Annotated in this window: 14 protein-coding genes; all 14 read left to right on the top strand. The window is 36.3% G+C overall.

Going from position 1 to position 12483, the window contains the following annotated elements; translation table 11 throughout:
- Nucleotides 1-4: 4 nt before the first annotated feature.
- The 14 genes from KI369_RS05050 (at nucleotide 5) to lhaT (ending at nucleotide 12480) form a co-directional block, all read left to right on the top strand.
- A complete protein-coding gene (locus KI369_RS05050; RefSeq protein WP_212955246.1) occupies nucleotides 5-754 on the top strand; it encodes a heptaprenyl diphosphate synthase component 1 in 750 nt (249 codons plus the stop codon).
- A gap of 29 nt (nucleotides 755-783) precedes the next feature.
- Nucleotides 784-1497, top strand: a complete 714-nt coding sequence (gene menG / locus KI369_RS05045; RefSeq protein WP_212955245.1) for a demethylmenaquinone methyltransferase — start codon at nucleotides 784-786, stop codon at nucleotides 1495-1497.
- 31 nt (nucleotides 1498-1528) lie between these two features.
- Nucleotides 1529-2491, top strand: coding sequence for a heptaprenyl diphosphate synthase component II (gene hepT / locus KI369_RS05040; protein ID WP_212955244.1), 963 nt, complete (start codon nucleotides 1529-1531; stop codon nucleotides 2489-2491).
- A 124-nt stretch (nucleotides 2492-2615) separates the two neighbouring features.
- Complete coding sequence (ndk, locus tag KI369_RS05035) at nucleotides 2616-3062, top strand: nucleoside-diphosphate kinase (RefSeq protein WP_000415885.1); 447 nt, start codon at nucleotides 2616-2618, stop codon at nucleotides 3060-3062.
- A gap of 273 nt (nucleotides 3063-3335) precedes the next feature.
- Nucleotides 3336-4508 (top strand): chorismate synthase, encoded by a 1173-nt coding sequence (aroC, locus tag KI369_RS05030; RefSeq protein WP_212955243.1) that lies wholly within the window; start codon nucleotides 3336-3338, stop codon nucleotides 4506-4508.
- Entirely contained in the window at nucleotides 4508-5593 is a 1086-nt protein-coding gene (aroB, locus tag KI369_RS05025; RefSeq protein ID WP_212955242.1) for a 3-dehydroquinate synthase, read from the top strand. The genes aroC and aroB overlap by 1 nt, the downstream gene beginning before the upstream one ends.
- Before the next feature lie 120 nt (nucleotides 5594-5713).
- Nucleotides 5714-6826 (top strand): histidinol-phosphate transaminase, encoded by a 1113-nt coding sequence (gene hisC, locus KI369_RS05020; protein ID WP_212955241.1) that lies wholly within the window; start codon nucleotides 5714-5716, stop codon nucleotides 6824-6826.
- A gap of 320 nt (nucleotides 6827-7146) precedes the next feature.
- The gene (locus KI369_RS05015) at nucleotides 7147-8409 is read left to right on the top strand and encodes a tetratricopeptide repeat protein (RefSeq protein WP_212955240.1); all 1263 of its coding nucleotides are present in this window, start codon (nucleotides 7147-7149) and stop codon (nucleotides 8407-8409) included.
- Nucleotides 8410-8482: 73 nt separating this feature from the next.
- Complete coding sequence (locus KI369_RS05010; RefSeq protein WP_001095923.1) at nucleotides 8483-9019, top strand: ReoY family proteolytic degradation factor; 537 nt, start codon at nucleotides 8483-8485, stop codon at nucleotides 9017-9019.
- 154 nt (nucleotides 9020-9173) lie between these two features.
- Nucleotides 9174-9629 carry a YpiF family protein gene (locus KI369_RS05005; RefSeq protein ID WP_212955239.1) on the top strand — a complete coding sequence of 152 codons (456 nt, stop codon included), beginning with the start codon at nucleotides 9174-9176 and terminating at the stop codon, nucleotides 9627-9629.
- 140 nt (nucleotides 9630-9769) lie between these two features.
- Nucleotides 9770-10282 carry a menaquinol-cytochrome c reductase iron-sulfur subunit gene (gene qcrA / locus KI369_RS05000; RefSeq protein WP_001290419.1) on the top strand — a complete coding sequence of 171 codons (513 nt, stop codon included), beginning with the start codon at nucleotides 9770-9772 and terminating at the stop codon, nucleotides 10280-10282.
- Nucleotides 10283-10957, top strand: coding sequence for a menaquinol-cytochrome c reductase cytochrome b subunit (gene qcrB, locus KI369_RS04995; RefSeq protein ID WP_000932700.1), 675 nt, complete (start codon nucleotides 10283-10285; stop codon nucleotides 10955-10957).
- A gap of 43 nt (nucleotides 10958-11000) precedes the next feature.
- Entirely contained in the window at nucleotides 11001-11768 is a 768-nt protein-coding gene (gene qcrC / locus KI369_RS04990; protein ID WP_000554600.1) for a menaquinol-cytochrome c reductase cytochrome b/c subunit, read from the top strand.
- A 121-nt stretch (nucleotides 11769-11889) separates the two neighbouring features.
- Nucleotides 11890-12480, top strand: coding sequence for a lipoprotein heptaprenylglyceryl N-acetyltransferase LhaT (gene lhaT, locus KI369_RS04985; RefSeq protein WP_212955238.1), 591 nt, complete (start codon nucleotides 11890-11892; stop codon nucleotides 12478-12480).
- Nucleotides 12481-12483 lie beyond the last annotated feature (3 nt).

Genomic DNA, 12483 nt, shown 5'->3' with positions numbered 1-12483 from the left:
TTTTGTGTGTGACATCTACGGAGGGTATGCGGGTATAAGAGAGAAATTGATGGAGAAATTGCGCCATCCTTATTTTATAAACTATATTGAAGAACCATATATTGATGAAGAGAAAATAGCATTGTTATATGGTGCTTTAAAAAGTGCAAAATTACATATAGAACAAATTGAGCATTATGTAGTAACGATTATGCTTGTTCAAATTGCGCTTGATACACATGAAAGAGTATCAAATAAGGCAGGGGAAGAAGCTGTTGAATCGCATAAACGTCGCCAGTTAACAGTACTTGCTGGTGATTACTATAGTGGGTTATATTATTACTTATTGTCTATGAATCGTGATATTGTTTTAATTCGTGCGCTTGCCGAAGGAATTAAAGAAATTAATGAACACAAAATAATGTTATATCAAAAAGCGCATAAAACGATGGATGACATAATGGAAAGTGTAGTAACGATTGAGTCTGCACTCTTACAAAAAACATGTGATCATTTTCATTTATCGCATTGGAAGCCATTTATAACGTATGTACTAGGGAAAAATCGTCTTCAAAAAGAATGTGAACTATACGCTGATAAACGACATTCACCTGTTTTTCAAGCTGTTCAAGAGATTTTGAACGATAAAGCGGATGAAGAAGCCTTTATTAATGGATGGATGATGGAACTCGAAAAGAAAGAAAATCAATTTTTAGAAAATCACACAGATATAAGTGAAATAAATTCTGTGTTAAGAGATAAATCGAAGACATAAGCAATTTTACATTGGAAGAAGGTACGAGCATGCAACAATCAAAAGAAGAAAGAGTACATGATGTATTTGAGAAAATCTCTGATAAATACGATGTGATGAATTCTGTAATTAGTTTTCAAAAACATAAAGCTTGGCGTAAAGAGACGATGCGCATTATGGATGTAAAACCAGGTAGTAAAGCACTTGATGTATGCTGCGGGACAGCGGACTGGACAATTGCACTAGCTGGTGCGGTAGGTGAACAAGGCAAAGTTGTTGGCTTAGACTTCAGTGAAAATATGTTATCTGTCGGTAAGCAAAAGGTAGAGGCGTTACAATTAAAACAAGTAGAACTTCTACATGGGAATGCAATGGAACTTCCATTTGAAGATAACACATTTGATTATGTAACGATTGGATTTGGTTTACGTAACGTACCGGATTATATGCACGTATTAAAAGAAATGACACGTGTAGTAAAACCAGGTGGCAAAGTAATTTGTTTAGAAACATCTCAACCAACAATGATTGGTTTTCGACAAGGGTATACTTTATACTTTAAATATATCATGCCGTTATTTGGAAAGTTATTTGCGAAAAGTTATAAAGAATATTCATGGCTGCAAGAATCTGCTAGTACATTCCCAGGTATGAAAGAATTGGCTAATATGTTTGAAAAAGCTGGACTTGAACGTGTACAAGTGAAGCCGTTTACTTTTGGGGTAGCAGCGATGCATTTAGGTATTAAACCAGAATCAAAATAGAAAAAAGAAGTTTTAGGTTAAGGTGAACAATATGAAGTTACAACTTATGTACTCTTTTTTACGATCGGATATTAATGTGATAGAAAAAGAATTAAAAAAGACAGTTGCTTCTGAACAGCCATTGGTAGAAGAGGCGGCATTGCAACTTATTGAAGCTGGTGGGAAGCGAATTCGTCCTGTATTTGTGTTACTTGCGGGGAAATTTGGAGATTATAAGTTAGATGCGATTAAGCATGTAGCTGTTGCGTTAGAACTTATTCATATGGCTTCTCTTGTTCACGATGATGTTATTGATGCTGCATTTTTACGACGTGGTAGTGCAACTGTGAATGCGAAATGGGGAGATCGAATTGCTATGTATACAGGGGATTATTTGTTTGCTAAGTCTCTTGAATGTATAACAAATATCGAAATTCCAGAGGCGCATCAGGCGCTATCGCATACCATTTTAGAAGTCTGTAAAGGTGAAATTGAACAAATTAAAGATAAATACAATTATGACCAAAATTTACGAACATATTTAAGAAGAATAAAGCGAAAAACAGCATTGTTAATTGCAGCGAGTTGTCAACTAGGAGCGATTGCTGCTGGTGCTAATCGTGATACAGTAAATCGACTATTTTGGTATGGGTATTTTGTAGGGATGTCGTATCAAATTATTGATGATATTTTAGACTTCGTTTCTACAGAAGAGAAGCTTGGAAAACCTGCTGGCGGAGATTTACTACAAGGGAATATTACGCTTCCTGCCCTATATGCAATGGAAGATCCAGTACTTCGTGAGAAAATTATATCTGTACATGAAAATACAACAGCGGACGAAATGAAAGAAATTATTGAGGATGTAAAGAATAGTGCCGCTATTGATAAAGCGTTTGCGTTTAGTGAACGTTATTTACATAAAGCATTAGAAATTATAAAACCACTCCCACGTGGACAAGCGAAGTATGCATTACAAAATGTAGCAAAGTATATTGGAAAACGAAAATTTTAGTGTTTTTTCTAAAAAATAAAATAATCTCTCTATTTCAAAACTATTGCACAATTGTGATAAGGGTGTTAATATGTGTGTGGGGATATACAATTACATACATAATTCAGAAGTGGAGAGATTTTTTATGGAAAAAACATTTCTAATGGTAAAACCAGACGGTGTACAACGTGCCTTCATTGGGGAAATTGTAGCTCGTTTTGAGAAGAAGGGCTTTCAATTAGTTGGTGCAAAATTAATGCAAGTCACTCCGGAAATTGCTGGACAACACTATGCTGAGCACACAGAGAAACCTTTCTTTGGTGAATTAGTAGACTTTATTACATCTGGCCCTGTATTCGCAATGGTATGGCAAGGTGAAGGTGTAGTAGATACAGCTCGTAACATGATGGGTAAAACAAGACCACATGAAGCAGCTCCTGGAACAATTCGTGGAGATTTCGGTGTAACTGTTGCGAAAAATATTATCCACGGTTCTGATTCGTTAGAAAGTGCAGAGCGCGAGATTGCTATTTTCTTTAAAGAAGAAGAATTAGTTGACTACTCAAAATTAATGAATGAATGGATTTACTAATTATTTTGAAATAATTTGTAAACGCTTTAATAACTGTGATAATAGTAGAAAGTGCAAGGAGAATAGGGGTATTCTTCTTGCACTTTTTTTATTGCAATTAGTTACGAAGTTAGAGCTGTTATGATATATTGATATGTAAAGTAAAAGGCCTATCGGAGGATAAGCGAATGGCTGATGTATTATATAATTTCTTTTATATTTTTAGAGTAAGGAAAGATAATATCGTTGCTTAATATAGCGGGATAAATACATATACGAAAAGAGGAATAACGTATGCGATATATTACAGCTGGTGAATCTCATGGTCCACAACTTACAACGATTATAGAAGGTGTTCCGGCAGGCCTGCCTTTAGTAGCGGATGATATAAATGAAGAGTTAGGTAGAAGGCAAAAGGGGTATGGGCGTGGTAGACGCATGCAAATTGAAACTGATCAAGTGCAAATTGTAAGTGGTGTTAGACATGGAGAGACATTAGGTTCCCCAATTGCACTTGTTGTTGAAAATTGTGATTTTGCACATTGGACAAAAATTATGGGTGCAGAGCCTTTAACGGAACAAGAAGAAAAAGAAATGAAAAGGAAAGTAACAAAGCCAAGACCTGGACATGCTGATTTAAATGGTGCGATTAAATATGGTCATAGAGATATGAGAAATGTACTAGAACGTTCTTCAGCACGCGAAACGACAGTGCGTGTTGCTGCTGGTGCGGTTGCTAAAAAAGTGTTAGCAGAACTTGGTATTACAGTGGCGGGTCATGTAATTGAAATTGGTGGTGTACAGGCTAAGGAAATTACGTATAGTTCAATTGAAGAATTAAAAAGCATTACAGAATCATCACCTGTACGTTGCTTAGATGAAGAAGCTGGTAACCAAATGATAAAAGCAATTGATGATGCGAAAGCAAATGGTGATTCAATTGGTGGTATCGTTGAAGTAATTGTGGAAGGAATGCCAATTGGGGTTGGTAGCTATGTGCATTATGACAGAAAACTGGATGCAAAATTAGCAGCCGCAATTATGAGCATTAATGCCTTCAAAGGTGTCGAGATTGGAATTGGTTTTGAAGCAGCACATAGACCGGGAAGTGAAGTTCATGATGAAATTCTGTGGAATGAAGAGCGTGGATATACACGAAGAACGAATAACGCAGGTGGACTAGAAGGCGGTATGACAACTGGAATGCCGATTGTTGTGCGAGGTGTGATGAAACCGATACCTACACTATATAAACCTCTTCAAAGTGTAGATATTGATACGAAAGAGCCTTTTACAGCGAGCATTGAACGTTCAGACAGTTGTGCTGTTCCAGCAGCTAGTGTCGTTGCAGAAGCGGTTGTGGCTTGGGAATTAGCGACAGCTTTAATTGAACAATTCGGATTAGATCGTATGGACCTTATTCGTGAAAATATTGAGAAACATAATGAATATGCGAGGGGATTTTAATGGGAAACATACATATTCAAACGAAATCAAAAGAATATGATGTACACGTAGGAAAAGAATCGTTGTCACATTTGACAACAATCGTTCAAAATATGCAGCCATCTGTATCAAACATTATGATCATTTCAGATGAAGCTGTTGCATCGTTCCATTTACAGACAGTTATAGATGCATTGCAAGTAGAGCAAAACGTATTTTCATTCGTTGTGCCAAGTGGCGAAAAAGAGAAGTCTTTTGAAAATTTCTATGCGGCTCATACGTCAGCTCTTGAAAATAAATTAGATAGAAACTCTTTAATTATTGCACTTGGAGGCGGGATGATTGGGGATTTAGCTGGTTTTGTTGCTGCGTCGTTTATGCGTGGAATTCGCTTCGTTCAAGTTCCAACGACTTTATTAGCTCACGATAGCGCTGTAGGTGGGAAAGTAGCGATTAATCACCCGTTAGGTAAAAATATGATAGGGGCATTCCATCAACCAGAAGCAGTTGTATACCATACACCGTTTTTACAGTCTCTTCCTGAAAATGAATGGCGTTCAGGTTATGCAGAAGTGATAAAGCATGCTCTTATTGGTGATGTAAAGCTGTATCATTGGCTAAAAGAAGAAGTGGAAACATTAGCAGACCTTCGTGATGAAAAGTTAATCCATATATTAACGAAGGCGATTCCTGTAAAGGCAAATATTGTAGCACAAGATGAAACCGAAAAAGGTGTACGTGCTCATTTGAACTTTGGACATACGTTAGGCCATGCTCTTGAAAAAGAGCTAGGATATGGAAATATTACTCACGGTGACGGAGTAGCGGTTGGAATGTTATTTGCCTTGTTTTTAAGTGAGCAAGTGTACAAGGTTGATCTTTCCTATGAAGAGATGAAGCAGTGGTTCTTAAAGTACGGCTATCCAAAAATGCCAAGTGATTTGAATGTAGAGCGACTCGTCCAGTTGATGAAACAAGATAAGAAAGCGAATGCTGGAGCAATTCATATGGTGCTAATGCAGGAATATGGGGTAGTGAATGTCGTATCTATTCCAGATGAGACTGTTCATATTGCGTTAGAGGCATTTCAAAAGGATATGGCTTAAGAAGTGTGAAGTGCTTGTTTAGAGGTATTCTCGTAATAGTGGCGGTTAAGATAAACGATTACAGAGCGGGATTACAACTGTATTGTAATCGAATTGAATAAAATGACTGGGGGAAGAAAAATGAGAGTGAAAGAGCAATTGTTAACTTTGAGAGCATATGTACCTGGGAAAAACATTGAAGAAGTAAAAAGGGAATATGGATTATCAAAAATTGTGAAATTAGCATCGAACGAAAATCCATTCGGTTGCTCAGCACGAGTAACCGAAGCATTAACTTCTTTAGCGAGTCAATACGCTCTTTATCCAGATGGATATGCCTTTGAACTTCGGACAAAAGTAGCAGAGCAGTTAGGTGTCAAAGCAGAACAACTGTTATTTGGTAGTGGGCTAGATGAAGTCATTCAAATGATTAGCCGTGCATTACTACACGAAGGAACAAATGTTGTAATGGCGAATCCAACATTCTCGCAATACCATCACCATGCTGTTATTGAAGGAGCAGAAGTTCGTGAAGTACCACTTAAAGATGGCATTCACGATTTAGATGCGATGTTACAGCAAGTAGATGATAAAACGAAGATTGTGTGGATTTGTAATCCGAATAATCCAACAGGTACATATGTAGAGAAACAAAATTTACTTTCATTTTTAGAATCAGTTCCTAAGTCAGCGCTCGTTATTATGGACGAAGCATATTATGAATATGCGGGGGCAGAAGACTACCCGCAAACAGTACCACTTCTTGAAAAGTATGAAAATCTTATGGTTTTACGCACGTTTTCAAAAGCATATGGTTTAGCTGCTTTCCGTATTGGATATGCGGTTGGTAATGAGAAATTAATCGGGCAGCTAGAAGTAGCAAGGTTACCATTTAATACATCGACTGTAGCGCAATCTGTGGCAATAGCTGCATTAGAAGATCAAGCATTTTTACAAGAATGTGTAAAAAAGAATGAAGAAGGATTAAATCAATATTACGCATTTTGTAAGGAATATAACGTATTCTATTATCCATCTCAAACAAATTTCCTTTTCTTAAAGCTCGGTATTCCTGGTAATGAGGCTTTCGAACGATTAATGAAGAAAGGCTATATTGTTCGTTCTGGTGCTGCATTTGGTATCGATGATGGTATTCGTATTACTGTCGGTTTGAAAGAAGAAAATGATGAAATTATAGAACTATTGAAAGAGATTGTAAATGAGCAAGTAAAGAAAGAAGAGACATACTCTTAAGAGTTTGTGAAGGCTCCTAATATAGGAGTCTTTTTTATTTAAAGAAAGAAGAAGGACTGTAAAGAGTTCGTGCGGGTCAATAATTAATAAGGGAAGTTATTTGCACGGTAATGAAAGAAAACGGTACAATAGAAAGTAGTAATGCGGTATCGGTGTCATAATTGAATCGTTATTAGTGAAAGTATAAGAAGAAGTATGCCCTTTCTAAAGGTTGCGTTGTTACACCTAGTTGCTTATGATAAAGTGAAACTTTAATCAGCTCGAATCAATCGGGGTAAATGAACAGAAAAGAATATTTTTTAGAATTAAAGGAGACGTCTATGCAAAAGTTTGAACAAGCGGTTTCATATATTGAAAATGGTGAAGCGGAAAAAGGATTACAATTATTAAAAGAACAATTAAAAATTGCGAATGATGAAGAGAAGTATGATATCGCTCGCTATTATCATACACTTGGATTTACGGATGAAGCGTTAGCTATTACAGAAGACTTGCGTTTATTGTATCCGGAAGAAAGTGAATTCACTGTATTTTTAGCAGAATTATATATTGATCTAGACAAAGAAGATGAAGCGATTGAAGTGCTTCATGATATTCCAGAAAATGATGATTTATATGTTCAATCGTTACTGCTTGTTGCGGATTTATTCCAAATGCAAGGTTTCGATGATGTAGCAGAACAAAAACTATTAAAGGCGAAAGAAATGATGCCTGACGAACCTGTTATTACGTTTGGGCTAGCAGAGTTATATAGTAGTAAAGGGGAAGAACAAAAGGCAATCACTCATTATGAATCGTTATTAGCGGAACATAAAATAATGGGTGGTGTTGTTATCGCACTTCGCCTCGCAGAAACGTTAAGTGCGATTGGAAATTGGGAAGAAGCGATTTCTTACTATGAAGCAGGTTTAGAGGAACAAAAAGATATCCACTCATTATTTGGATATGCCTTCACATTATACCAAGGTGAAGAATTCCAAAGAGCAATTGGTGTTTGGCAAGAACTAAAAGAATTAGATCCTGAGTATGCATCGCTTTACATGTATTTAGCGAAAAGCTATGAAAAAGAGGGAATGCTTCAAGAAAGCTATGAAACACTTCATGAAGGAATTAAAGTAGATGAGCTTTCTGTACCATTTTATGTAGAACTAGCGAACATTGCGGCGAAATTAGGAAAAATAGAGGAAGCAGAGGGAGTGCTTCAAAAAGCGCTTGAGTTAGATCCAGGACATTTAGGCGCAACATTAAAATATGCGTATATTTTAAAGGAACAAGAAAAATATGAAGAGCTAATTGCTGTTGTAGAGCATGCAATTGAAAGCGGAGAACCAGATACACAACTACTTTGGGACCTTGCGTTTGCAAAAAAACAATTAGAAATGTATTCGGATGCATTAAAACACTATGAAAGTGCATATACTTCTTTTAAGAATCATCCAGACTTCTTGGAAGAGTACGGTTATTTCTTATTGGAAGAAGGTATGCGAAAAGAGGCGAAAGAAGTATTTACTCAGTTAATACAACTAGACCCGACACAAATTCATATTGAAGAATTGTTATATAATTTAGAGGATTTTTCATAAGTTGGAAGGAAACTGAATGCCGCTTCTTGAATCTAAAAAGAAAAGAGCAAGACAGAGGAGGGACTTAATTGCTATGAATACCCCTGTTTCTGTAAACGAGAAGAAGGATTTTGTAAAATGGTTTTTGAATAATTACCAACTGAAACAGCGTGAATGTGTATGGATTTTGAATTATTTAATGAGTCACGACCAATTGATGCATAAAGTCCACTTCGTAGAGCATGCAAAATATTGTCCGCGTGGTTTAGTGATGTCCGCGAATTGTGTGAAAGACACACCATTTCACTTTTTTAAACAAAATGTTATGACAACAGATGCTGAAAAATCGTTTCATGATATTCGTTTAAATCGAGATGAGGATATTTATATTCAACTCAATTTTAAATCATCGTTTCAAAATGCCAATTATGTAGCTGTATTAGAAGAAAACCCGTATTTACCAAAGCATATTGAAGTAAATGAAAAAGATCGTTTACTTGCAGAAAGATTTTTAGAAGAAAGTGTATTTTCTTTTAGAAGAGAACGTCTTTTAAAACAAATTGATGAAGCGTTGGATAAGCAAGATAAGGAAGCGTTTCATAGGTTAACAGCGGAGTTAAAGATGTTATAAAATTCATTTGGATTCATAAAATTTTACAAATTTCAGACTTTTTAAGAAAAACTACCTTAATATAGGTAGTTTTTCTTTTTTTACCTCTTTTAGTATGGTTTAATATATATAAAGTGAAAGTTCTGTCATTTGTAAGTGAGGGGAGGGAAGAAATTTGAAATGGATTGTAAAAGATGTGGAACAGTTTGAGCAAGCGAGAGAGTATGTAGATACAGGTGTAATACCACTGTTATCAATTTCGGCAGCAAAAGAAATGAAAATGGTAGTAGAACAAGGTGAATTTATCGAATTGTTGAGCATGGAGTTAGAAAGAGAATATAAAGGAAGAGTGCTTTTATTACCTGCATTTACGTATTTAGTAGAAAGTCAAAAAAATGAAAAAGATCGTTTGCAAGAATGGACAAATCATTTGCAAAAGCAAGGTTTTAAGCATATTACTTATGTTACAAGTGATTTTTCATGGAAAGAAGATATGCAAGAATTACAGGGAGATTTATTTTGGTTTCCTTCATTAGCGTTAGAACAATTTAGTGATCAAGCGAAAAGAGAAGTTATTCATGCACATATAAAAAATATAATGGTGATGTTAGAAGAAAAATGGGGAAAATAATAAACAGAAAGTTCTTATTATTATGAGTAGTATGATATTGACCTGTGCATGAGCGTATTATATCATGATAGTGTCCTAGTATTTATTTTTTATATAATTTATCACGAGGGGACAATTTCTGATAGAGGGGGGAAATTTTCGTGAGCGAGAAAGAACATCGTGTGTCAAGAAGACAGTTTTTAAATTATACCCTTACAGGGGTAGGAGGCTTTATGGCAGCGGGTATTTTAATGCCGATGACGCGATTTGCACTTGATCCGGTGTTAAGAAAAGAAGCGGGAACGGATATGGTTGCTGTTGCACAAGTAAAGGATATTACAACAGAGCCGAAACGTTTCGACTTTAAGGTGAAGCAGGTTGATGGTTGGTACAAGTCCGAAGAGCCAAAATCAGCTTGGGTTCATAAAGATGAAAGCGGAGACATTGTTGCGTTCTCTCCAGTATGTAAACATTTAGGATGTACAGTTAACTGGAATTCGGACAAAGCACATCCAAATCAATTCTTTTGTCCATGTCACGGGGGCCGTTACACAAAAGACGGGATGAACATTAAAGGCACGCCGCCCCTTGCTCCGCTTGATGTATACGAGTCCAAAGTAAAAGATGGAACGCTGTATTTAGGCAAAGCGAAGCCAAAAGGGGGTGCAAAGTAGATGCTAAATAAAATTTATGATTGGGTAGATGAAAGGTTAGATATTACACCAATATGGCGTGATATCGCTGATCATGAAGTACCTGAACATGTAAACCCGGCACATCACTTTTCTGCATTCGTTTATTGCTTTGGAGGACTTACCTTTTTCGTTACTGTAATTCAAATTTTATCTGGAATGTTTTTGACGATGTATTATGTGCCTGATATTAAAAATGCTTGGGAATCGGTTTATTATTTACAAAATGAAGTTGCATACGGACAAATTGTTCGTGGTATGCACCACTGGGGTGCTAGTCTCGTCATTGTAATGATGTTTTTACATACACTTAGAGTTTTCTTCCAGGGTGCGTATAAAAAGCCTCGTGAGTTAAACTGGATTGTTGGTGTTCTTATTTTCTTTGTTATGTTAGGTCTTGGTTTTACCGGATATTTATTACCGTGGGATATGAAAGCATTATTTGCTACGAAAGTAGGGATTCAAATTGCAGAGCAAACACCGCTCATTGGTCCTTATATTAAAACATTACTCGCTGGTCATTCCGAAATTGTTGGCGCTCAAACATTAACTCGCTTCTTTGCTATTCACGTCTTCTTCTTACCAGCAGCACTTCTAGGTTTAATGGCCTTCCACTTCATCATGATTCGCAAACAAGGTATTTCCGGTCCGCTATAAGAGATTGCTAAATTAAAGGGGAAAGAACTAAAGGAGGGAGATTATGCATCGCGGCAAAGGGATGAAGTTTGTAGGAGATTCTCGGGTACCAGTAGCTCGGAAACCAAATATTCCGAAAGACTATTCTGAATACCCAGGAAAAACAGAAGCGTTTTGGCCGAACTTCTTGTTAAAAGAATGGATGGTTGGTGCAGTTTTTTTAATCGGTTATTTATGTTTAACAGTGGCGCATCCGTCACCGCTTGAGAGAATGGCGGATCCAACTGATGCGGGATATATACCACTTCCAGATTGGTATTTCTTATTCTTGTATCAGTTATTAAAGTATTCTTATGCTTCTGGCTCATTTACTGTAATTGGAGCGTTTATTATGCCAGGGATTGCGTTTGGCGCATTACTGTTAGCTCCATTTCTTGATCGTGGACCAGAAAGACGCCCGTTGAAGCGTCCTGTGGCAACTGGATTTATGCTTTTAGCAATTGCATCAATTATCTTTTTAACTTGGGAATCTGTAGCACACCACGACTGGGAAGCTGCAAAAAAACAAGGAGCAATTGTAAAAACAGCACCAGTTGATAAAAATGATGACGGCTATAAATTAATGCAAAAAAATACTTGTTTAACGTGTCACGGTGACAATTTACAGGGCGGGGCAGCGGCACCAGCACTGCAAAATTTAACTTTAAAACCAGAAGAAATTGCTAAAATTGCGAAAGATGGAAAAGGTTCAATGCCTAAAGGCGTATTTAAAGGTACGGATGAGGAATTGAAGAAGCTTTCGGAATTCATTGCCAAGTATAATAAAAAATAATAAAAAGCTGACTACAAAAAATTGTAGTCAGCTTTTTATTTTGATGAAAGAAAGTTTACTATATAATAGAGTAGAGTTTGAGGAAAGAATGACTTTGTTTGAAAGGTGTTGGACATACAACTTGGTTTACTTGTATGCAATGTTAAGACAGCGCTCCGTATTATTATTTTTATTAGTTGTTAACATATTAGGTACAATATACGGATTTATATGGTATGGAAATCAATTAAAAGAAACTTCACCTGTATTTTGGCCGTTTGTACCCGATAGCCCGATGGCGAGTCTCTTTTTTGTCTTTGTTTTAATTGCTTTTTTAATAAAGAGAAATTGGGGATTAATAGAGGCGCTAGCGATTGTTACTTTAATGAAATATGGTATATGGGCTGTTGTTGTAAATGGGGTTATGATCTATGTAAAAGGTCCTATTGGTCTTATGGGGTATATGCTAATGCTTTCGCATTTTGCGATGGCAGTACAAGGATTGTTATATGCACCGTTTTACCGTATAAAAAAATGGCATTTTGCGGTAGCTGCTATATGGACATTACATAATGATGCAATTGATTATTTATTTTGGCAAATGCCGAGATATGGAATTATGCATTTGTTTGTAGAAGAAATTGGTTATTTTACGTTCTGGCTAAGCATCGCCACATTATGTATTACATATTATTATTGCTTACGTGAGAACCGAAAACAGTTTTCTTTATGATAG

This window comes from Bacillus sanguinis (assembly GCF_018332475.1).
Classification (GTDB): Bacteria; Bacillota; Bacilli; order Bacillales; family Bacillaceae_G; genus Bacillus_A; species Bacillus_A sanguinis.
This window is presented reverse-complemented; position numbering and strand designations above follow the sequence as displayed.